The sequence below is a fragment of the Halobacillus sp. Nhm2S1 genome (genome assembly GCF_019599545.1).
Lineage (GTDB): Bacteria > Bacillota > Bacilli > Bacillales > Halobacillaceae > Halobacillus.
Map to the genome: position 1 here is coordinate 1,226,019 of NZ_JAIEZV010000001.1, position 22,117 is coordinate 1,248,135.

Consider the following 22,117-nt stretch of genomic DNA (forward strand, 5'->3'; position numbering starts at 1 on the left):
GATGAGAAAAAAGAATGACAAAAAAAGCAGCCCGGTACGGACTACTTTTTATTTTCCACAAAAGAGAGATCTATAGTCTTCTTCAAGGACTTTTCCAAATGTTTTTTCTGCTTTTCTGTTTGATATTCTTCAGGCATGTAAGCACCGTTACAATAGAGAGTAATACGGAGGTCCTCCCCATCATTGGATAGCTCCAGTTTTTCGACTGTCTGCCTGCGAGTGCTGTCCAGACTATAGCAGAACTTCAGCATCGAGCCGAGAAGACGGATTTTTTTCCGTTCATCTTTCAGGAACCACTCTTTGTATGGATCAAGGAATTGCTTGAAAACCGTCTTGTTTTTGAAAGAGGCCATCAAAGCCATCCGTAGTCTCTCCATATGCATCAGTCCATCAATCGTACGGTTAGCAAGTAGATAAAAAGTGTGCTGTGAGCTTGATTCGTTGTCAATATATTCACCAAGATTGAATACATAGCTCGCCCTTTTCACTTCCTGCCAGTCCCTTTTCCTTAGAGAGCCGATTCCACGTTCATGGAGCTGGTGGAACAACTCATGGGCCAGGTGCTGTACATGCTGGATGTGTTTCACATTCAACTCATAATCACTGATGAGTTCCTGAATGCTCTCCTCCAACACATTTGGAAATAAGGCTGTTCCCATGTCACTCGTCAACTGTTCGAAAAAGACACCATCACGCAATCCTTTTCTGCTTAAGATGAAACCTGAAGCATGGACCGTATCATATAAAGAATGGAAGACTTCTGTTGCGGGTAGGATGATGTCCGCACGGTCCTTCGATAACCCTTCAACCTTCTGTAACTTTTTCATATTCAAGGTAAAAAGATAGTTCTTGATGAAAGCGAGGTCACTGTCCTTCATTTTATATTGATGGAGACCTGCAAGCGGGTATTCTTTCAAGTTCTGATCGATTTGGACGAGGTTACGGGCGCCACCCCCAATTCCGATCAAAGGAACGTTCTTTTTCTTAAGCCATGGAAGAGATTGAAATTGTTCAATCAGATAATGACGAAGGTCGGACATTTCTTCCTCTGTAGGGAGATCTTTTTTAAAGAAATCTTGTTTAAGAGTTAACGCTCCAAATGGGAAACTATGGGATTCGATCAATTCCCTGTCCTTGAAATATGTAACTTCCGTACTTCCTCCACCGATGTCGACAGTAATTCCTTCTGTCACAGGAGTCGAATTCACCACTGCCAAATAACCATAATAAGCTTCCTCCTGATCAGAAAGGATGCGCATATCAAACCCTGTGTGTTCGGATACCTGGTGAATGATTTCAGCTTGATTTTGTGCTTGCCTGATGGTAGCGGTCGCGACACAAACCATTTCTTCTAATGGGTAAGACTCTGCGACTTCTTTGAAGCTTTTTAATGTGCTCAAAAGGATCTGGATGCCTTCTGTAGATAAGAGACCGTCGTCCATGAGGTGATTCCTCAATCTGGCAACAGCTTTCACATTTTCCACTTCCCGAAGACGTCCACCTTTCTCCCTCAAATAAATGACTAGACGCATTGTGTTCGATCCGACATCAATAATTGCGTAATAACTTTTGGCCATCGTCTCACCACACTTCATTTTTTGCCATTATACCACAAGAAACCGCCCTCTTAATATATTAAGAGGGCGGCTGGGTGTTCGTTATTATCTATTCAGTAAGCTACCGACATATTTCAATAATTCATTGGCAGAGCTTGAGTTATATCCGTGTTCATCGATAAGAGTCGCGACAACTTCATTGATCTTCTTAAGCTGCTGCTCATCCGGCGTCTTCGTAGATGTCGTAATTTTCACTACATCTTTCAGGTCTGCGAACAACTTTTTCTGGATCGCTTCGCGTAACCGCTCATGAGACTGATAATCGAACTTCTTGCCTTTACGAGCATAAGCGGAGATGCGGATTAAGATTTCTTCACGGAACGCTTTCTTCGCGTTTTCTGATACACCGATCTGTTCTTCTATGGAACGCATGAGGCGCTCATCCGGATTCAATTCTTCTCCTGTCAGCGGATCTCTAAGCTTGGCTTTATTACAGTAGGCTTCTACATTATCCAAGTAGTTATCCATTAAAGTGACCGCAGACTCTTCATAGGAGTAGACAAAAGCTTTCTGTACTTCTTTCTTCGCAATCTCGTCGTACTCTTTTCTAGCAAGGGAAATGAAGTCAAGATAACGTTCTTTATCTTCGCTGGAGATGGAAGCGTGGCTTCCGAGACCATCTTTCAACGAACGCAGAACATCCAGTGCATTGATCGACGTCAACTCTTTCTTAATGATCGTAGAGGAGATGCGGTTAATGACATAACGAGGGTCAATGCCGCTCATACCTTCATCCGCGTGTTCTTTTTTCAACTCCTCCACATCAACATCGCTGAACCCTTCTAGAATCTCACCATCATACAGACGCATTTTCTTCAATACATCGATAGACGCTTTCTTAGACTCTTTCAGGCGAGTCAAAATCGTAAACATCGCAGCGACCCTCAGCGTATGCGGGGCAATGTGAACATCCCTGATGTCACTTTCGCGTATCATCTTTTCATAGATACGTTCTTCCTGACTTACTTTCAAGTTATAAGGAACAGGCATGACAATCATCCGGGAATGCAAGGCCTCATTTTTCTTATTGGCAATGAAAGAACGATATTCCGCTTCGTTCGTATGGGCGATGATCAGCTCATCTGCCGAGATGAGGGCAAAACGTCCAGCCTTGAAGTTTCCTTCCTGCGTTAAGCTGAGCAAGTGCCATAAAAACTTCTCATCACACTTCAGCATTTCCTGGAATTCCATAATCCCACGGTTCGCTTTGTTCAATTCACCGTCAAAACGATAGGCCCTAGGATCTGATTCAGAACCATATTGAGCAATCGTAGAAAAGTCGATGGAACCCGTCAAGTCTGCAATATCCTGGGACTTAGGATCAGAAGGGCTGAACGTTCCAATGCCTGTACGCTTATCCTCTGAGAAAAAGATACGTTCAACTAAAACGTCCTCAATCCTTCCCCCATACTCTGTTTCCACTCTCATGGTATTTAATGGAGATAGACTGCCCTCAATCCGAATTCCGTACTCTTCCTGAAAATCTTTACGCAGATGGTTCGGAACAAGATGTAATGGGTCCTCGTGCATCGGACAACCCTTGATCGCAAAGACAGCCCCTTCATCCGTATGCGTGTATTTCTCCATCCCACGTTTAAGTAGATTAACAAGCGTTGATTTACCACCACTGACAGGTCCCATCAATAAAAGGATACGTTTTCTAACATCCAGTCTTCTTGCTGCAGGATGGAAATATTCTTCTACAAGCTTCTCCATGGCCTCATCCAAGCCATAGATGTCCTCATCGAAAAACTTGTAACGCTTATGATCGTGCTCTTCTGCTACTCCCGCACTTTTAATCATATTGTAAACGCGGGAATGGGCGGATTGAGCTAAATACGGGCGCTCTTTCAGTAAATCCAAATATTCTGAGAATGTACCTTCCCATTTCAGTTCTTCTTCTTGTTCCCGGTGGTCTTGTATTTTCTTTAAAATGTCCACTTCGCGACCTCCCCCGTCGTAAGAGACGAATTTTAATACATCCTATGCCTGGCTACTGTAAAACATGTGTAAATGAATACGAAATGCGGAGGCATCCTGGTAGACGCGATAAGCATAAGACAAACGGTGCAGTGGTGCGTTCTTTCACCACGGAAGCGGTTGACTTATGTCTCGAACGTCTGGATGCTACAACTGAATAAATACGTACAAATCCTGCTCATTGAGTGTGGCTACCTGAGGAACATAACTTTTCCAAAAAAACCTGATTTAGAGAAAACTAAGAAGTGAGGGAAATGCCCTCTTATCCACCCTATGGCCTCTCTCGTCCATTCATGACAGAAAAAAGAGGACTAACATGGAAGTCAGTCCTCTTCGTAATCCTTTTCTTGAATATACCTGCGCCTTTTAGACAATCCCATGACCAAAAAAGCAACGAATAGAAACAAATTGAGCCAGCGAAAGTCATCATAAAATATAGCTAATAATGCCCAAATTGCCGCACTGAATAAGAAAAGGATGCTGGAAATCAACGTTTGGCTCACGATCATCCCTCCTTCCTTTATTATAAATCAATAGAACCGGATTGTATGTCCATTTTTTCGCAATGAGCAAGTAGTCCTAAAGATTGTGTGAGCCCTTGTTTAGTAAATTTTGACACGATGATATCGCCTTGTTAGAATTGTTACGAATATTTTAATAGGATAAAGTGCTACACAAAAGAAAGAAGGACTGCAAATGGAAACATGGTACTTTGTCGATTCAGGTCATTGCACCCCTGCTATGAACATGGCATTGGATGAAGCCTTAATGAATTGGCACCGCAATGGAGATATTCCTCCTGTACTCCGTTTTTATGGATGGGAGCCTGCTGGATTATCTGTAGGATATTTTCAAAAAGTCAAAGGAAAGATTGATTTAGAGGGAGTTCAGAAGCATGGGTATGAACTTGTTCGCCGTCAAACGGGAGGACGAGCTGTCCTACATGACAATGAACTCACATATAGTGTAATTGTGTCAGAAGATCACCCCGATATGCCGGACTCTGTGAAAGAAGCCTATCTGGTTCTATCCAAAGGATTGCTTGAAGGGTTCACAAACCTTGGCATTCAAGCCGAATTCGCTGTTCCTGATGGAAAGTTAGACGTCGCAGGATCCGCTGTATGCTTTGAAGAACCTTCCTGGTATGAACTGATTGTCGAAGGTAAAAAAGCAGCGGGAAGCGCACAGACAAGAAAGAAAGGAATTATCCTTCAACATGGATCCATCCCCATTGATGTCGATGATGTTAAATTATTTGATATGTTTATCTATAAAAATGAACGCATCAAAGAACGCGCTCGAAAAGCCTTTGGAGACAAAGCTGTAGCCATCAACCAGATTGTCGAACAACCAGTAACCTTTAATGAGACTAAAAGTGCTTTTAAAGAGGGGTTTGAAAAAGGACTGGGGATTAAGTTAGAGCCTTTCACATTGACAGATGCACAATGGAGCGAAGTCAGAAAGATTGCCGAAAACCGTTATGAGACCGACGAGTGGAACTATGCTCGCTAACGAATAAGGAGTGAACAAATTGGCCAAAGATCAAGAGTACATAAGAAAACCAGAATGGCTGAAAATTAAAATCAATACGAACAAATCCTACACAGGCTTGAAAAAGCTGATGCGTGACAAAAAACTCAATACTGTATGTGAAGAAGCTCGTTGTCCAAACATTCACGAATGCTGGAGTGAAAGAAAAACAGCGACATTCATGATTCTTGGAGATACGTGTACGCGAGGGTGCCGTTTCTGCGCAGTTAAAACAGGTCTCCCTAACGAACTGGATTGGGGCGAGCCGGAACGTGTTGCTGATTCTGTGGAAATCATGGGCCTTAAACACGTGGTCGTGACTGCTGTAGCACGTGACGATTTGAATGATGGTGGTGCAGCCGTCTTCGCCGAAACAGTAAAAGCGATCCGCCGTCGTGTCCCTGGATGTACCGTTGAAATCCTTCCTTCTGATATGAAAGGGGATTATGAAAGCCTCCACACTCTTATGGGTGGAGAGCCGGATATCTTCAACCATAACATTGAAACGGTAAGGCGCCTGACGAAAAAAGTGCGTGCCCGCGCGATGTACGATCGTTCTTTGGAATTGTTGAAGCGTGTTAAAGAGATACGTCCGAATACTCCGACTAAATCAAGTATCATGGTCGGCTTAGGTGAAACGAAAGAAGAAATCGTTGAAGCGATGGACGACCTTCTTGCCCATAACGTGGATATCATGACAATCGGTCAGTATCTACAGCCGACGAAAAAGCATTTGAACGTTGAGCGTTACTATCACCCGGATGAATTTGAAGAGTTGAAGAAGATTGCACTCGAAAAAGGATTCAAACACTGCGAAGCAGGTCCTATGGTCCGTTCTTCCTATCACGCGGATGAGCAGGTGAACGCTACATCTGCCCAGCGCCGGATCAAGTATATGCAAGGATACGAATCCCAAGGAAAAGAACTCGATACAACAAACTTCTAAAAAATGGCCCCTCATGAAATCAATCATGAGGGGCGTTTATTTTACCATGGTCCTCCGTAATAAGGAGGTCGGTTATATCCATATCCTGGTCCACCGTATCCGGGTCCTCCACCGTAGTAAGGTGGTGGCGGAGGCGGGGGTCCAAATCCTCCATAAAAACCTGGCGCAAGAGCTCCACCCAGGAAACCACCGAGCAGTCCGCCAGCAAAAGGCCCTAAAAAGAAGAAACGTTCATCTTCATCGCGGAAATCCTCTTCAATTTGGTACGGATTGTAATAATATTGGTAATGGTTCATTCATGCTCCTCCAATCCATCCTTGGTTATTCACCTACCCTTCACTCTATGTAAACGCCCGCCCTGACGTATAGGCAAGTGTCATCAAGCAAAGGATAATTTTAACTGGACAAACAATTCACATCCCCCGATAATTAGGGTATAATATAATTAATCATGCTTGTCTGGCTACATAAAGGAGGATCACTCATGAATCTTACATTGATTATTCTTGTCTGTGTCGCATATCTTACCGCTATTTTTAGTGCCGGATATGATACAAAACCAGGTACGCCAAAAAAATAAGCCCTTAAAACGCATCCAATATGGATGCGTTTTTTTGTGTCTGTTTTGCAGGGGTTGGCTTTTTAACGTACCAGGTACACAAAACGGCAGGATTGGTGTCATATTTGTTGTTCAAAGACTCACATTAGAGCTGAACACACAAAAAAGACGACCACGATCGGCCGCCTTTCCGCTTCATTTGATTAAATTCGGGTGACCTTGTTGTCTCAGAGCTTCAAAAAGAATGATAGAAGCAGTATTAGACAAGTTCAATGATCTCACCTGGTCAGTCATGGGTATTCTCAAACAACGGTTCTCTAACCCTTCCAACAAATCTTTTGGGATCCCGTCACTTTCACGTCCGAAAACGAACAGCAAATCCTTCTCCACATTACTGAAGTCAAAATCCACATAAGATTTCGTACCGAAATTCTCAATATAGTAAAATTCCCCTTCAGGAAATGCGTCATAAAGTTCTTGGATGGAATCATAATAATTCACATTGACCTTATGCCAATAATCCAACCCTGCACGGCGGACCATTTTGTCGTCAGTCGAGAAACCGAGGGGACGAATCAGGTGCAGTTCTGAATTTGTAGCAAGACATGTACGGGCGATATTGCCCGTATTTGCCGGAATTTCCGGTTGAAAGAGTACAATATGGTTAGGCATACGTTTCACCTCAGTCTAATCTTAGTCAACTAGACTATTATATCATACTCTTCATCCGTCGATTTTATAAAATTTGTACTGAATATCAGGGGTGTAGGCTGTAGAGTCTTCATACGCCCAATAGCGGTGCCGGCTGTTGGATGTGTGAGCATTCACAAGCGGCATGCCATTGGCGTCTTTTTTGACGACGAAGGTGTTGTGATCAAATCTTCCATCTCCCTGAAAGTCATAGCAGATGACATCACCTGGTGAAAGTTGATCGGCAGAAGAAACCTCTGTTGCTGTGAGCCCTTTTCTCGCTCCTCCCAAATACCACCGGAGTGCATGCGCAACCGTCCAGCTATAGCTCCAATTTCCACTTCCATACCACCAGCCTCTTGTACGGTTCGGTGCTCCCCATGGTGTCGCTCCACCTGCTCGTATACACTGGGACACATAATTCGTACAATCCACATCAAAACTTCTGTAGGCTGGATTGTAACTGTCCCACCAACGGTCAGCATAGCGCACAGCTTCTCTGCGGTTGTAATTGGTTCGTGAAAGTACTCGATCTTGATCCGCCGTGAAATCCATAGGTAATGGCTTGGAAATCTGATTTTCTTCAAACCTCTCTGTCATCACTTTGTGCTCCAACAACTCTTCTCCCATGAACCGTGCATCGCCATGATAATGACCCTCTTCTAAGAAATCATATCGTCCTGACTTGATAAGAAGTGATAAAGTTAAAAGATACTGAATGTGCGTTTGATTTTCATATGCGACGCGGTGATAAGGATGTATGTTAAACGTCAGGCGCTGCAGGCGTTGTCCGCGTTCCTCTATACCATTTACTTTTTTTCTTAACCAGTGATGGTCTTCCTGTTCGAACAGACGATCCATGATTCTTTCCCAGTACACTTGCAGTTGATATGTATGGCTCATGCCGCTCCCCTCCTTTTACATCTTATGAAAAGCAAAGAAGGACATGAACATCAAAAAAGCAGCCTCCATTTAATAGGAGCCTGCTTATTGGTTTTGTTTAATCGTTTGATGCTCTTTTTCAAATTCCAATAGTTTCTGCTTTTTATCTAAACCGCCGGCATAACCGACTAACTTGCCGTTACTTCCAATAATCCTATGACAAGGGACAATGATGGAAAAGGGGTTTTGGTTCACCGCTCCTCCTACTGCTCGGATTGCTTTTGGAGCATGCATGGAAGAGGCGATATCCTTGTATGATCTGGTTTCCCCGTAAGGGACATGATGGAGAAGCGTCCTCCATACTTGTCGTTGAAAATCAGTGCCGTAGCAGTTCAAAGGCACATGAAATTCGTTGCGATGTCCTTCAAAGTAATCGGAAAGTTCTTGTTTCGTTTGGGCTACATATTTGTGTTCGGGGTCATACACCAGTTCGCCTTTGAGGAAATGCTTCTTTTTCCAAGATTGATAGGTAGCGAGCCGGTCTTCGTAATGGCCGAAGTCAATTCGGCATACACCTTCATCGTTCGCTAGTACAGTCATTGGGCCCAAAGGAGTTTCAAAAGTGTCATAGTATAGGAACAATTGATGGTTCATATTCAACCCCTTCTTCTTTAACAGTTTTTTCTATTATACAAGAGCTTTCTTAGATTGAAAAGGTACATATGGTTACTGTTCTTGAAATTGGACGCCCTTTTCCATTTCATAAAGCACCTGTTCATCCTCTTCTTTTCCCATCGCTTGTTCGATGGCTGCAAAACATTCCGGTTTGCCAATTTTCCCGAGGCCCCAGGCAGCTGTTCCACGAATGACAGGGCGTGGGTCTTCCTTCATTAAACGAGTCAACTCATCGATCGCCGTCTCGTCACGATAATGTGCAAGAGCGAGAATGGCGTTTCTTTGAATCGGTTTCTTTCCACGCCATGAACCTGAAATAAAACCGAACTTCTCTTTGAATTGACGGTTTGAAATGGATAGTAATGGAGTCAACTTTGGTTTGACGATTTCCGGATCTGGTTCAAACTCTTCATGATTATGAAAATCTTTCTTCCGGTTTTTGGGGCAAACGGTCTGGCACGTATCACAGCCATATAATCGGTTTCCGATTTTCGTGCGGAATTCATCCGGAAGGAAACCTTTCGTCTGAGTTAAAAAGGCAATGCATCGATTAGCATTCAATTGACCTCCTTGGACGAGTGCATCTGTCGGGCACGCATCCACGCAGATGTTACAGTCTCCGCAACTGTCATCGACCGGTTCATCCGGGGCAAAGGGAATGTTCGTGACCAGCTCTCCAAGATATACATATGAACCGAATTCAGGAGTGATCACGGCACAATTTTTCCCACTAAAACCGATGCCTGCACGTTCAGCTACTGCGCGGTCTGAAAGCTCTCCCGTGTCGACCATGGACTTCAATTCCACCTCTGGGAATTTTTCACGTATAAAGGCTCCCAAACGATGGAGGCGATCACGAAGAACATCATGATAATCCTGTCCCCAGGAAGCCCGGCAGAACAGCCCGCGGCGCTCGCCTTTTTTACTTTTAGGAGCATCATGCATTTTTGAAGGATAAGCCAGGGCGATGGAGATAATGGATTGAGCACCGGGAAGCAGTCGACCGGGCTCCGTCCTCTCTTGAACAGACCCTTTTTCAAAGCCAGACTGATAACCAAGTTCCTGCTGACGTTTCAGTCGTGCTTTCAACTCACCAAAAACATCGGCAGAAGCAAACCCGATTTTATCAATTCCAATCTCTTTACTATATGCAATGACTTCCTCTTTGAATTGATGAAAATCCACCCTGACGCACCTCCTTTCTATCTTAAATCTTTCACTTTCGCTGTCCGGATCCGGTTCAGCGTAGCTGCAATCTCAAAACGTCTCGGTCTAGCCAGCTCGCCTGGGTGCTGATCTTTGAATGGGGCAAAGGAAGCGAGCCCTTCTTGATCCAACTGATGTTCAATCGTATCAAGTAGTTCATGTAGAGAATTTCCATGCTTCAGCACGCTTTTTTTATCTAAATGAAGCAGGATATCAGCAATCATCCTTGTCTGAGACGCATCTACAAGCTGTTCCACGTGATCGAGTGCGATCTCTTCAGGCCCCATTAAAATTTTATGCATACCTTTGGCCTGGACCTTTTCTTTCTTTCCTTTACGAGTTTGTAAGCTTTGAGGTAAGAAGGAACGTTTCGGTACAGCTCCAAAGGCATCATCATCCGATTCCATGCGGCCATTTGGGTACTTACTTGCGATTTGTTTCGCTTTTTCTGTAACATTATGAGGAATATACTGATCCATCATGATGACATCATCAGCAACTTGGAAGTAATCCCCGGAACCACCCATAACCAGAATTGTAGAAACTTCCAATTCATCGCGCATCTGTTTAATTTTATCGATGAACGGGGTGATTGGTTCTTTCTCTTTCACAACAAGCTCCTGCATGCGCTCATCCCTGATCATGAAGTTTGTGGCACTCGTATCTTCATCAATCAGAAGGCTCGATGCCCCTGCTTCTAAAGCTTCCACTACGTTCGCGGCTTGTGAGGTACTGCCACTGGCATTTTCCGTTGAAAATCTTGTCGTATCTGTTCCATGGGGAAGGTTTTTAATAAATGGAGAAATGTCCACCGTCGATACTTGACGTCCATCTTCCGCTCTTACTTTTACCGCAGAAGGATCGGTCAGCACATATTCACGCCCATCCCCTTCTACATGAGGATACACGCCACGCTCCATCGCGTTCAACAGGGTACTTTTACCATGATAACCACCACCAACGATTAAAACAATTCCACGCTTCAATGCCATTCCTGTAATGGGCTCTTCTCTGTGAGGAAGGTCAATCGCTACACGGTTTCTCTCAGGGCTTTCAAAAGATACAGCCTCCCGCATCGGTCTCTGGCTGATGCCGCTCTCTCTCGGAAGAATGGAACCATCAGCCACAAATGAGATCCAATCATTTTTCTTCATTTCAGCAAGGATTGTTTCATGTTGATCAGCGAGTTGGCAAACCGATTCAATTTCCTTATCTTTTATAGCAAAAACAGACTGGTTCATGATTTCCGGAAGAATGGAAAAGAAAAGCTTTTCGGCTTGTTTCCCATTGATCCGCCTACCATTGGCCGGCAGACCCACCGTTAGACAAACCGTCACATCCTCGGTATTTAAAGAAACCGACGTCCGTTCTAAAATCTCCTGACCCGGTTGATCGATCGCAATCATACCACTTTTCCCGGAACCTTTCACACTGGTTTGAGTCTTATTAATGGTTTTCGCAACTGCTCTCGTAATCCTGTCCTCTGCATAGTATTTCCTGCGAGCATCTTTTTTCCACTCAAGAGAAATTTTCCTTTCAGAATTCGGAATACGGATGCGGATTTTAGAAGGAGCTGCAAAAGGGTCTCCTTGAACATAGTCAATCATCAAATCATATCTCTGGAATGAATACATTCCTTGAATTTGTTTATAAGCCTTGTAGCTTTTACCATCGATTTGTTTCAAATGCTGCTGTAATTTTTTCATCATGGATTCCTCCCTTGAACGAATAGGTCTATTATAGGGTTTATCCAAATTTCATCAATAAAAAACGCAATGCTTCGTTACCCATTTAACGAAACACTGCGTTGGTTCACATAAGTATAAAATAATAGCATTGGAGCGGGTGAAGGGAATCGAACCCTCGTCATCAGCTTGGAAGGCTGAGGTTTTACCATTAAACTACACCCGCGTAAATTAAAATCATTAATCTTCATTTGATGAGGTTCAACACTCATTCTAGTTGTTCGGACAACTCTTATCGTTTACATTTGTAATCATAACATTCGAAATCTAGCGACGCAACATGAAATTTACGTTTTTTTGTCGAAAATTAACTTCACCTTAATTTTAACAGTTTAATATATATGTTTTCATATAGTATTCCAATTAAAGGCTGTCCCTAAACCCTCTTTCGTTCATCCCGGTAATGTTCCTAATCGGTAAAGCTTTGGGATGTGGATGGAGTCGGAGAGGAAAGACTCGCTTTCCCCACACTCTCCACCAAGACAGAAGCTTGCAAATACAATTTCCAGAAAAGCTATGATTCATAACCCGACAGAAACCGCAGCAACGAATTTTTGTGTTTCAACTTTTCTTAGACTGATACACATAAATCACGGAAAACACTAGAAAAGCGATGAGGTGGATAGAGTCGATGAACAATTTGAAGAGATCAACTAACGTAGTGGAATCCATAGGTTTCACCCCCAACAAGCATTTTAGCTGTGGTTCTGCTAAACATGTTGCTGTAGACAATAGAGCAGTTTGAGTGAGTGGACTAGTTTTTAATAGATAGTGAGAAGAAGCTTTCCCTTATGGTCCCTCGTAATCTCATTTTTATACGAAGCAGACATCAACATTTTAAAATAAGGAAATACTACTAAATGCCACCCATCCTTATCCTTTTTATCAACGTAAAAAGAAACCGAGATGGCGCACCTCGGTTTCTTGCATATCCAAATCTATTTTCCTTTTATAAGATCACCGTACTCTTCAATGCAGCGATTAAATGTTCAAAGTCTTCATCAACTTGCCTTCGAACATCATCCCGTTTGTAGTCTTTGTTTTGTTCCTTGGAGTTTTCTGGTTCAATCAAAAGTGTACGTCCCTCCATAAAAGTGATTTCGATCTTACGTGGAGGGGTGTTTTCAGACAGACTGTAGTCTTCAAAGTATTCCTTCATCGAAATAATACGATCTGTAAACAAGGTTTCTTTTTTCAAAGCCATGTCCTGGGAAAGGCTGAGCACCGTTAACGTACGGTCGTTACGATTCACAATAAACAATTGCTGTTGATCAGAATCGATGACCTCTAATAAACGATATTGGTCTGATTCGAATAACTCTTCCGTAAACTCAAGTATTGCCGCCGTTTTCAAATGACTTAATTCTTCCGTACCCAATCTTTCTTTAAGATGGATGGACATGTATTTGTAACCTCCTTAATAATTTGTTCATTATACTCATCCCCCTTACCTTGAAGGTGAAAACGTGAAATGAGAAAAATAAACAAATTTTACCATGATAAAAAAGGGGGTGGGGTTCCGAATGGTTGATTCATTCGACAAACTCTCCCTTTTTCTACATATGTAGATAGAGAATACAAATAAAAGGACACTTTAAAATTGGGCGGATATCCTTCTCCCATATTTATTACAGCCGCTCGGAAAGAACTTTAAAAGACTCAACCGCTTCTTTATAATAGGTAAACTGACGATTTTGTATCGTTTGCTCCAGTTTCTTGAGAGCTATAGAGGCTAGTTGCTTTAAATCTTCATGACTGGTCATCTTGATCAACTTTTTAATCATCACTTGCTTTTCTTTAGTGTCTTCTTCTACTTCCTTCCATTCTTCATCTGTATCGATGTGATGTTCTCCTAAATCTGCCTCTACGCCTTGTCCAAGACCATCAATCAATTGTTTCATTTCTTCATTGTCATCCATACTTTCCCGAATAGATCGGATTGTTCTGGTATCAACAAGTTCTTCTCTCATTACCGCTTCCATTTCTTCAGGCTCTGCTTGATCTATAATCACCGTTTCGTAGGATTGCCGATCATCACTGGGCAGGGCTTGAACCTTCACACTCTCTTGTTGATCTGCTTCCGTTAGCTGCCACACTCCAAACCCTAGTGCTAGGACACCAAGAATGGAAGTTCCTTTTACAAACATACTCATTTTCCATCCCTTTCTCTATCTGATTTTCTATAATTTTATATTTTCCGACACTTTACTGTAACGCAATTGTAACATTCCATGAAATAACAGTAAATATAAAAAAGAGAAGCTATGTTTAAGCTTCTCTTCTTGACTCAATTTATAGGTTTTCTAAAAATAACCGTATGACATCTGCACCGCCGATGAATGTCCCTAACGAACTTCCGATATTCGCAAGTACAACAACAAGAAGGATACGAGTCACTTTATTGTTCCAGAACCCTTTGACACTTGTTACATCGTCAGACAATGTTTCAAAGTCCGCTACGTTTGGACGACGGAAGTAGGCTTGTACTATTCCTGCAAACCAGCCTGCTGCAATCAAAGGATTCAATGAAGTAATCGGAGCCATGATAAATGCAGACACAATGGCCAAAGGATGCGCAAGGGCTGCGGCTGCTCCTAATGCGGAAAAAGAACCGTTCCAAAGCACCCAGCTGATCGTTTGTTGTGTGCCTGCTGCCGGATTTGAAAAGAATGTGTAGAGAATGATGGATACAATCAATACCGGGATACTCCACCCAATGATTTTCGGCACCTTTGATTTCGGAGGTCTTTGTTTCAACTTCTTCAAATCGTGTTCTTTATGGATTTCTTCCTTGATTCCAGGTACATGTGCTGCTCCAAGGATCGCGACTATTTTCTCTCCTGGGGCATCTTTAATTTTCTGTGCAAGGTACTGGTCCCGCTCATCAATGAGTGGTTTCTTCAACTTTGGAAAATTATCCGTCAAATCCTGGAGCATTCCATCCAGCATATCCTGAGATTTCATCTTTTCCAATTCTTCTTCAGAGATTTTATCGTTACTGAAGATGCCATAAAAGATGGACAATAACAGCTTCATCTTTCCTCCGAAGCCGATGTTGCCCCATATCCTTGAAAAAGTGATCTGGATATTTCGGTCAGCTAGCACAAGCTCTGCTCCGACTTCTTCAGCTGATTCTATTCCCTGGATCATTTCCTGCCCCGCTTGAATACCAAACTGCTTAGCCATTCGACGTTGAAAAGAGGAAATCGCTAAGTTGACGAGCAGCAAAGTCGCTTTTTTGTTCTTAATGACTTCAAAAATATCTGTGTTCTTCCAACGGTCACCATCTTGGATGGACTGAAATCTTTGCTCATCGAGTTCGATACACACCGAATCCGGTCGTTCTTCTTCGATAACCGCTTTAACTTGTTCAGCACTTGCTTTTGAAACGTGAGCGGTGCCCACAAGAACGTATTCCTTATCATCTATATGAATTCTCGTAATGTTTTCTTCCAATGCAGACATCTGAACCTTCCTTTTTCGCTTTCCGTTTATTTGCTCTCCCCTCTCATATTAAACTAGATGAGTCCAAATGAGAATGCTTTCGACTAAAAACATGTCATTGACAAGCCTCTTGAGGAAGGATAGAATCTCCTATAATTATATAAACCATTCCACCTTGCGTATAAATTTGGAAATAAGGTCCAAATGTCTCTACCGAACCACCGTAAAATGGTTTGACTACGAGGGGGATATTCTTATCCTTCTCTTCATTTATACAAACGCACGCAAAGGCTTCAAAAAAGAGGAGGAACAAGAGGATGATGATTGAAACACTAAAGAAAAGAATAAGAGTAGCAAATAAAGAACGTCCAGCTGACCTCGTCATTAAAAATGCGCAGATCGTCGACGTTTTTAATGGGGAGATCATTCATGAAGATGTAGCGATTGTCGATGGCTTCATTGCAGGTTTAGGGGAATATGAAGGTAAAGATGTGATTGATGCCCAAGGCCAGTACATGGCACCTTCTTTCATAGATGCTCATGTCCACATTGAATCATCCATGGTTCCGCCATCGGAGTTCGCTAAAGTTGTCATCCCCCACGGTGTGACCACGGTTATTACAGACCCTCATGAAATCGGGAACGTCCTTGGAAAAGAGGGGATCCAGTTTATGCTTGATGACGCTAAAGGCCTTCCCATGGATTTTCATTTTATGCTTCCATCCAGTGTTCCCGCCACCCCTTTTGAAACATCCGGGGCTGAATTACAGGCCGCTGACCTTCAACCCTTTCTAAATGACTCACAAGTACTGGGGCTCGGAGAAGTGATGGATTATTCATCCCTCCAAAACGCTGATCCTCGCTTGTTAGAAAAAATCGCACAGACGATACAAGCGAATGGTTATGTCGATGGACACCTTGCTGGTTTGAATGACGATGCGGTCAATCTATATACGAGTGCAGGCGTTCAAACTGATCATGAATGTAATACACCAGAAGAAGCCCTGGCACGCATTCAGAGAGGCATGTATGTGAGCATCCGTGAAGGTTCCGCTGCCAAAGATCTGCACGCCCTTTTGCCTATAGTGAACGAAAAGAACGCCAGACGTTGTCACTTCTGCACAGATGATAAGCACATCGATGATCTTTTAAATGAAGGAAGCATTGATCATCACATCCGTTTAGCAACAGCCCAGGGTTTTGACCCCATCACCGCTATTCAAATGGCCACATTAAATGCGGCCGAATGTTATGGACTACATCATAAGGGAGCCATTGCGCCAGGCTACATGGCCGACTTCCTATTTTTCGAAGACTTACATGCACTGGAAGTAACACAAGTTTTTAAGAAAGGAAAAAAAGTGGCTTCCCAAGGAACATTAGTAAGGGATTTACAATCTTCGTTTCCAAATTCTCAAAAAATCACAAACAGTGTTCATATACCAAACCTTGCAAAAAAACAATTGCGTATTACAATCAAGGACTCCCAAAAAGGAAACATCATAAAAATAAACAAAAACCAAATTCGAACGGATCACCTTATTGAAAAAGTAGAGGTGGAATCAGGAACCTTTCAATCTTCTGTTAGCAAAGACCAATTAAAGTTGGTCGTCATAGAGAGACACCACCACACAGGGAACATCGGCCTTGGGATTGTGAAAGGGATGGGGCTTAAAAAAGGAGCGATTGCAACAACCATTGCTCACGACTCTCACAATATCGTAGCCGTAGGCACCAACGATGAAGATATCATCAAAGCGATCCAGCACTTAGGAGAAATTAGCGGGGGAATGACCCTATTTCATGAAGGAACCCCCCTCTCCTCTTTGCCCCTTCCAATCGCTGGCTTAATGTCCGATCAAGGGTACGATGGTGTGGCTGATCAATTAGTAGGCATTCACAAAGGTCTGTCTACCCTTGGCTTTACTGATGACTTCAATCCATTTCTCACCCTGTCGTTCCTGACGTTACCCGTCATCCCTAGCCTCAAACTTACGGATAAAGGCCTTTTTAGCACAAAAGAGGGGAAACACATCTCTGTATCTATTTAAAAAAGAAGAAGCCAGGCGATCGCTTGGCTTCTTCTTTTTTGGTTAACTGGAGTTGGACTTACCCGTCATCTCTCTGCTTACTTTTTCAACAATTCGGGAAAGGTCTTCATCGATTCTCGCACCACTGAACCTCATGACAGTCCAGCCATGATTTTTAAGGTAAGATTCTTTTTCCCACTCATCTTCCCACACATCGGAAGTAATGAGAAAGTCGTGTTCTACAGCTTCTACGGCAATTTTCAATTCTGGAAAAGCGACATCAACCGTGTACTTTTCCACCTGATAACGCAACGTAGGCTTTAAACCGTAAGCAAGAAACCCTTCGTATAATCTCCGTACTAAATTTGAACTGATTCCATCAGCTCCCATATCCTCTGGCTGCTCCTCATTTCTGACTCGTAGTGTCAGTACAATAGCAAGGATCAATAAGGTCATAAAAGCTGCATACTCGATAAACATGGTTATGTTCATATTCATCACCCACTACCATTCTATCCAAATACCCCCTCTTTTTATTCATCGGACCTTTCAGTCTTAAGAAGAGTCAATTATGACAGAACAAAAAAGAAGCTGAAGGAGAGCCTTCAGCTTCTTAACACGTTCAATCTTCAAATACTTTTCGGATATCAATTTTAACGATTTCTTCTGAATCAGCATCTTCTTCAGAATCAGTACCTTCTTCAGAACCAGCTTCCTCTTCAGTATCAGTATCCTCTTCGGAATCAGTATCCTCTTCGGAATCAGTACCCTCTTCAGAATCAGCTTCCTCTTCAGTATCAGCTTCCTCTTCAGTATCAGCTTCCTCTTCAGTATCAGCTTCCTCTTCAGTATCAGCTTCCTCTTCAGTATCAGCTTCCTCTTCAGAATCAGTACCCTCCTCAGAACCAGCTTCCTCTTCAGAACCAGCTTCCTCTTCAGAACCAGCTTCCTCTTCAGAACCAGCTTCCTCTTCAGAACCAGCTTCCTCTTCAGAACCAGCTTCCTCTTCAGAAACGACTACTTGAACGGCAGAGTTTTCAGAAGCATGTAACTTCGCTTGTTCACTAGCTTTTAAACGTGCCATTGCTTCAAATTTCATTTCTACAGCATGTTCTTCGTCTTGATCCTTTTGTTCTTTAGGCTCCTCTTCTTCCGTAGATGTTTCCGTCTCTTCTGAAGTGGTTCCCTCTTCCTCTTTGGTGTCGTCTTCTTTAACTACAGAAGTATCATTAGATTCAGGTTCTTCGTTTGTATCTTCATCCTCTGTGTTTTCTTCCACATCTTCTTCTTTAGAATCACTTTGTTTCTTTTCTTTAGGACCATGGACAGCAGAATTAGGCGATGCATTTTCCTTCGCTGTTTCACTTGCTCGCTCGCTAGCCATAGAACGTGATTTTTCTTTATCAGTCTCTTCTTCTACTACTGAAGATGTTTGATCTTCTTCAGTTTTGCCCTCTTCCATTGGGACGTCTTCTTCTTTCTCTTCTACTTTCTCATCGGTAGAATCAGGTAGAACGTCACTTTCTTCTTCAGAAGCGTGGACGGCAGATTTTGAAGAAGCATTTTCGTGAGCTTTTTCACTAGCCTTCTCACTCGCTTTAGACTGTGCTTTCTTAGCAGGCGTTTCCTTAACATCTGATTGTTCTTTCTGTTTCTTCGTTTCTTGCATTTCAATCACATGATCAGGTTTTCCTTTCTCATCTTTTGCGGCTTCAGTAACCGTACCACCTGCAAATATTCCGACTGAAAGTACACCTGCTGTAATCATAGATTTTACGATCATAGATTTGTTGATAAAGTTCATAATTGATTCGCTCCTTTATTTTTAGTTATTGGTAAGAGTTATAAAAATAAAGAAGCTCTTTTAGGTGGTTCCCCTGGGGGCGCATTCATCCACTGGGTACGCAATCTGTGGTGTCTTAAAACCATCTCCGTATGGTTCTCTGCCGATTCAGACACATATATGTATAAATCCCCCAATAACCATTGATATGCGGAATCGCCCTGCGACCGATCTTTTCCTGTTTTTCCTTGCAGCGATAAAGAACTGTGCTGGAGTACTCCATCATTTCGTATCGGCTTTTTTCCAGTAGGATCTTCAACTGGGGGTGGTAAATCAAGTAAGATATTTTTCACCGAACGATTTCTTTTCTCGTCCGTCGTTCTGTTATCTAGGGCTTTTTCATTTTCTTTTGAAGATGTGCCCTTAACTGGTATCTTACCTAATTCAGAGGAATCCACCACCGATGCTTTGTGTTCCTCTTGCTTCATCTTCTCTTTTACTTTTTTATTATGTACATGCGTTTTTGGTTTCTTATGTTTTTGAGGCGAAGAGATGGGTGGATCAGATGATTTACCCTTGGCGTCATTGTTCTTAAACTCCCTATTCTTGCCTGCCTGCGAATTGCCTTTTTTCATAGAGCGATCCGCATTTTTATTGGTTTTAGTTTTTCTGTGATCTTTTGCCTTTACTTCCTTAGAACGATCAGATGCACGAGTCGTTTGAGGAGAGTCTTCCTTCATACCCTTTTCGCTTACAACTTCGCTTGAGCTGTTTTGGGGCTTTACACCAGTGGGTGATTGTTCTTTTTTCTTTCCCTTATTCAAATGCTCTTTTTCAGGGACTTGATCAGGTACTGATGCTTGTTTCCCCTCACTATTGCCTTGATTTGCCCATACCTGCTCCGGAAGTCCAATAAGAAAAGGTAGACAAGCCACAAGAGATAAAATGACACGTCCTAACAATCCTATTCACCTCCTTTTTAACCGTTTTCAAAATCACCGCTATAGTAGTTAGATCATTCGACAATTTTTGTGACCGTTTCTTTATTATTTTTTCTTATAAGATAATAAAAACTTCTCCCATTTGAGAATACAAAAAAGCTTCGCACTTATTAGTGCGAAGCTTTTTGTTACAACGTTTTAGTTGTGTAGTTAGTACCGGTGGCCGGGGTCGAACCGGCACTCCGTGAGGAACACGATTTTGAGTCGTGCGCGTCTGCCAATTCCGCCACACCGGCATGTGACTATGGAGGCGGCAACCGGAATCGAACCGGTGATAAAGGAGTTGCAGTCCTCTGCCTTACCGCTTGGCTATGCCGCCATATCACGTTCAATTACGATTGTATCATATTCAAGTAAGAAAGAATATGTGATTTTTTTGGAGCGGGAGACGGGATTCGAACCCGCGACCCCCACCTTGGCAAGGTGGTGTTCTACCACTGAACTACTCCCGCAATTAAAGTGGCTGGCCCAGCTGGATTCGAACCAGCGCATGACGGTACCAAAAACCGTTGCCTTACCGCTTGGCTATGGGCCAATATAGGACAATCTTTAATGTAATAAATGGGGCGGCTGATGGGAATCGAACCCACGAATGCCGGAACCACAATCCGGTGCGTTAACCACTTCGCCACAACCGCCATAATTGAAAAGCAGGGGTAGTAGGAATCGAACCCACATTGACGGTTTTGGAGACCGTAGTTTTACCATTAAACTATACCCCTATTTGATTGAAATATAAATGGTGGAGGGAGTAGGACTCGAACCTACGAACCCGATGGGAGCGGATTTACAGTCCGCCGCGTTTGGCCAACTTCGCTATCCCTCCACGCTGAAAAACTTTCAGATGGTGCCGGCCAGAGGACTTGAACCCCCAACCTACTGATTACAAATCAGTTGCTCTGCCAGTTGAGCTAGGCCGGCTAAATGGTGGCTCGGGACGGAATCGAACCGCCGACACACGGATTTTCAGTCCGTTGCTCTACCGACTGAGCTACCGAGCCAAACTATGTATATAGTAATAAAAGTGGCGGTCCGGACGGGACTCGAACCCGCGACCTCCTGCGTGACAGGCAGGCATTCTAACCAACTGAACTACCGGACCATTTTGGTTGTACTTATTAGTACTACCATTTTCATTTAACTAGGAAGATCACTCGACGTAGCCAAATGAATAATTTGGTTGCGGGGACAGGATTTGAACCTGTGACCTCCGGGTTATGAGCCCGACGAGCTACCAGACTGCTCTACCCCGCGATAATGTGAATTCCTTTTAGAATTCATTAAGTGTTAATTTTAGTAATGGTGGAGGATGCAGGGTTCGAACCTGCGACCCCTTGCTTGTAAGGCAAGTGCTCTCCCAGCTGAGCTAATCCTCCGATAAGTGGTGACCCGTACGGGATTCGAACCCGTGTTACCGCCGTGAAAGGGCGGTGTCTTAACCACTTGACCAACGGGCCAATGTTAGATGGCGGAGAGTGAGGGATTCGAACCCTCGAAACCGTGGTAACGGTTTACACGAATTCCAATCGTGCTCCTTCGGCCAACTCGGACAACTCTCCATATGGCTCCAACGGTAGGATTCGAACCTACGACCGATCGGTTAACAGCCGATTGCTCTACCACTGAGCTACGTTGGAATATTGTTGAAACCTGGCGACGTCCTACTCTCACGGGGGTAAACCCGACTACCATCGGCGCTGAAGAGCTTAACTACTGTGTTCGGCATGGGAACAGGTGTGACCTCTTCGCCTTCATCACCAGATCTCTGTAAGTCTCTGTTTTTCAAGGACAAGATATATTGTATCGCCCTTCAGAGTAAAAATCAAGAGGTAATTTCAAGTTTTTTTGAAAACCCTCAAAACTGGATAAGGAAACATCTTTTATGAAAAGCAACGTTCTTCACGAACGATTATAATCAGATAGATAAGTCATCGATCCATTAGTATCCGTCAGCTCCACGTGTCACCACGCTTCCACCTCGGACCTATCAACCTCATCGTCTCTGAGGGATCTTATTACCTTATAGGTAA

General features: G+C 43.2%; 18 protein-coding genes, 16 tRNA genes, 2 rRNA genes and 1 riboswitch. Of the genes, 3 read left to right on the forward strand and 33 right to left on the reverse strand.

Going from position 1 to position 22,117, the window contains the following annotated elements:
* Positions 1 to 41 precede the first annotated feature (41 nt).
* The 3 genes from ppx to K2225_RS06320 form a co-directional block, all read right to left on the reverse strand.
* On the reverse strand, positions 42 to 1,577 hold the full coding sequence (ppx, locus tag K2225_RS06310) for an exopolyphosphatase (RefSeq protein ID WP_220583957.1): 1,536 nt from the start codon (positions 1,575 to 1,577) through the stop codon (positions 42 to 44).
* An 84-nt stretch (positions 1,578 to 1,661) separates the two neighbouring features.
* The gene (locus K2225_RS06315; protein WP_220583958.1) at positions 1,662 to 3,557 is read right to left on the reverse strand and encodes a PrkA family serine protein kinase; all 1,896 of its coding nucleotides are present in this window, start codon (positions 3,555 to 3,557) and stop codon (positions 1,662 to 1,664) included.
* A 362-nt stretch (positions 3,558 to 3,919) separates the two neighbouring features.
* Complete coding sequence (locus K2225_RS06320) at positions 3,920 to 4,099, reverse strand: hypothetical protein (RefSeq protein WP_220583959.1); 180 nt, start codon at positions 4,097 to 4,099, stop codon at positions 3,920 to 3,922.
* Between the two features lie 193 nt (positions 4,100 to 4,292).
* On the opposite strand from K2225_RS06320, the gene K2225_RS06325 reads away from it, so the two are divergent.
* Positions 4,293 to 5,108 (forward strand): lipoate--protein ligase family protein, encoded by an 816-nt coding sequence (locus K2225_RS06325; RefSeq protein ID WP_305038434.1) that lies wholly within the window; start codon positions 4,293 to 4,295, stop codon positions 5,106 to 5,108.
* A 19-nt stretch (positions 5,109 to 5,127) separates the two neighbouring features.
* Complete coding sequence (gene lipA / locus K2225_RS06330) at positions 5,128 to 6,072, forward strand: lipoyl synthase (RefSeq protein ID WP_220583960.1); 945 nt, start codon at positions 5,128 to 5,130, stop codon at positions 6,070 to 6,072.
* Positions 6,073 to 6,113: 41 nt separating this feature from the next.
* On the opposite strand, the gene K2225_RS06335 is transcribed toward lipA, so the two are convergent.
* From K2225_RS06335 to K2225_RS06380, 10 genes are all read right to left on the reverse strand, one after another.
* On the reverse strand, positions 6,114 to 6,368 hold the full coding sequence (locus tag K2225_RS06335; protein WP_146818585.1) for a hypothetical protein: 255 nt from the start codon (positions 6,366 to 6,368) through the stop codon (positions 6,114 to 6,116).
* Positions 6,369 to 6,826: 458 nt separating this feature from the next.
* Positions 6,827 to 7,303: a tRNA (uridine(34)/cytosine(34)/5-carboxymethylaminomethyluridine(34)-2'-O)-methyltransferase TrmL gene (gene trmL, locus K2225_RS06340; protein ID WP_220583961.1), complete on the reverse strand. Its 477-nt coding sequence runs from the start codon at positions 7,301 to 7,303 to the stop codon at positions 6,827 to 6,829.
* Positions 7,304 to 7,354: 51 nt separating this feature from the next.
* Positions 7,355 to 8,224, reverse strand: coding sequence for an amidase domain-containing protein (locus K2225_RS06345; protein ID WP_220583962.1), 870 nt, complete (start codon positions 8,222 to 8,224; stop codon positions 7,355 to 7,357).
* A gap of 84 nt (positions 8,225 to 8,308) precedes the next feature.
* Positions 8,309 to 8,857, reverse strand: coding sequence for a methylated-DNA--[protein]-cysteine S-methyltransferase (locus K2225_RS06350; RefSeq protein WP_220583963.1), 549 nt, complete (start codon positions 8,855 to 8,857; stop codon positions 8,309 to 8,311).
* Between the two features lie 72 nt (positions 8,858 to 8,929).
* Complete coding sequence (queG, locus tag K2225_RS06355) at positions 8,930 to 10,063, reverse strand: tRNA epoxyqueuosine(34) reductase QueG (protein ID WP_220583964.1); 1,134 nt, start codon at positions 10,061 to 10,063, stop codon at positions 8,930 to 8,932.
* 17 nt (positions 10,064 to 10,080) lie between these two features.
* On the reverse strand, positions 10,081 to 11,790 hold the full coding sequence (locus tag K2225_RS06360; protein WP_220583965.1) for an ABC-ATPase domain-containing protein: 1,710 nt from the start codon (positions 11,788 to 11,790) through the stop codon (positions 10,081 to 10,083).
* A 131-nt stretch (positions 11,791 to 11,921) separates the two neighbouring features.
* A tRNA-Gly gene (locus K2225_RS06365) sits at positions 11,922 to 11,995 on the reverse strand.
* Between the two features lie 783 nt (positions 11,996 to 12,778).
* Positions 12,779 to 13,231, reverse strand: coding sequence for a hypothetical protein (locus tag K2225_RS06370; RefSeq protein ID WP_220583966.1), 453 nt, complete (start codon positions 13,229 to 13,231; stop codon positions 12,779 to 12,781).
* 226 nt (positions 13,232 to 13,457) lie between these two features.
* Positions 13,458 to 13,982 (reverse strand): hypothetical protein, encoded by a 525-nt coding sequence (locus K2225_RS06375; RefSeq protein WP_220583967.1) that lies wholly within the window; start codon positions 13,980 to 13,982, stop codon positions 13,458 to 13,460.
* 139 nt (positions 13,983 to 14,121) lie between these two features.
* Positions 14,122 to 15,294 (reverse strand): TraB/GumN family protein, encoded by a 1,173-nt coding sequence (locus tag K2225_RS06380; RefSeq protein WP_220583968.1) that lies wholly within the window; start codon positions 15,292 to 15,294, stop codon positions 14,122 to 14,124.
* Positions 15,295 to 15,430: 136 nt separating this feature from the next.
* Positions 15,431 to 15,533, forward strand: a riboswitch (purine riboswitch).
* A 60-nt stretch (positions 15,534 to 15,593) separates the two neighbouring features.
* On the opposite strand from K2225_RS06380, the gene ade reads away from it, so the two are divergent.
* On the forward strand, positions 15,594 to 17,324 hold the full coding sequence (ade, locus tag K2225_RS06385; protein WP_220584035.1) for an adenine deaminase: 1,731 nt from the start codon (positions 15,594 to 15,596) through the stop codon (positions 17,322 to 17,324).
* 42 nt (positions 17,325 to 17,366) lie between these two features.
* On the opposite strand, the gene K2225_RS06390 is transcribed toward ade, so the two are convergent.
* From K2225_RS06390 to K2225_RS06485, 20 genes are all read right to left on the reverse strand, one after another.
* A complete protein-coding gene (locus K2225_RS06390) occupies positions 17,367 to 17,795 on the reverse strand; it encodes a DUF559 domain-containing protein (RefSeq protein WP_220583969.1) in 429 nt (142 codons plus the stop codon).
* Between the two features lie 130 nt (positions 17,796 to 17,925).
* Positions 17,926 to 19,107: a hypothetical protein gene (locus K2225_RS06395; RefSeq protein WP_220583970.1), complete on the reverse strand. Its 1,182-nt coding sequence runs from the start codon at positions 19,105 to 19,107 to the stop codon at positions 17,926 to 17,928.
* 38 nt (positions 19,108 to 19,145) lie between these two features.
* A complete protein-coding gene (locus K2225_RS06400; protein WP_220583971.1) occupies positions 19,146 to 20,048 on the reverse strand; it encodes a hypothetical protein in 903 nt (300 codons plus the stop codon).
* Between the two features lie 193 nt (positions 20,049 to 20,241).
* Positions 20,242 to 20,323: transfer RNA gene (locus K2225_RS06405), tRNA-Leu, on the reverse strand.
* Positions 20,324 to 20,332: 9 nt separating this feature from the next.
* Positions 20,333 to 20,406, reverse strand: a tRNA-Cys gene (locus tag K2225_RS06410).
* Between the two features lie 58 nt (positions 20,407 to 20,464).
* Positions 20,465 to 20,539: transfer RNA gene (locus K2225_RS06415), tRNA-Gly, on the reverse strand.
* Between the two features lie 8 nt (positions 20,540 to 20,547).
* Positions 20,548 to 20,622 (reverse strand) — tRNA-Gln (locus K2225_RS06420).
* A gap of 27 nt (positions 20,623 to 20,649) precedes the next feature.
* A tRNA-His gene (locus K2225_RS06425) sits at positions 20,650 to 20,725 on the reverse strand.
* 13 nt (positions 20,726 to 20,738) lie between these two features.
* A tRNA-Trp gene (locus tag K2225_RS06430) sits at positions 20,739 to 20,809 on the reverse strand.
* 18 nt (positions 20,810 to 20,827) lie between these two features.
* Positions 20,828 to 20,913, reverse strand: a tRNA-Tyr gene (locus K2225_RS06435).
* A gap of 19 nt (positions 20,914 to 20,932) precedes the next feature.
* Positions 20,933 to 21,008, reverse strand: a tRNA-Thr gene (locus tag K2225_RS06440).
* Between the two features lie 4 nt (positions 21,009 to 21,012).
* Positions 21,013 to 21,088, reverse strand: a tRNA-Phe gene (locus tag K2225_RS06445).
* A 24-nt stretch (positions 21,089 to 21,112) separates the two neighbouring features.
* Positions 21,113 to 21,189, reverse strand: a tRNA-Asp gene (locus K2225_RS06450).
* A 75-nt stretch (positions 21,190 to 21,264) separates the two neighbouring features.
* Positions 21,265 to 21,341, reverse strand: a tRNA-Met gene (locus tag K2225_RS06455).
* Between the two features lie 46 nt (positions 21,342 to 21,387).
* Positions 21,388 to 21,463 (reverse strand) — tRNA-Val (locus tag K2225_RS06460).
* 6 nt (positions 21,464 to 21,469) lie between these two features.
* A tRNA-Glu gene (locus K2225_RS06465) sits at positions 21,470 to 21,544 on the reverse strand.
* 9 nt (positions 21,545 to 21,553) lie between these two features.
* Positions 21,554 to 21,646: transfer RNA gene (locus K2225_RS06470), tRNA-Ser, on the reverse strand.
* A gap of 3 nt (positions 21,647 to 21,649) precedes the next feature.
* Positions 21,650 to 21,724: transfer RNA gene (locus K2225_RS06475), tRNA-Asn, on the reverse strand.
* Between the two features lie 11 nt (positions 21,725 to 21,735).
* Positions 21,736 to 21,849 (reverse strand): 5S ribosomal RNA (gene rrf / locus K2225_RS06480).
* 157 nt (positions 21,850 to 22,006) lie between these two features.
* Positions 22,007 to 22,117: ribosomal RNA gene (locus K2225_RS06485) — 23S ribosomal RNA — on the reverse strand; the annotation flags it as partial.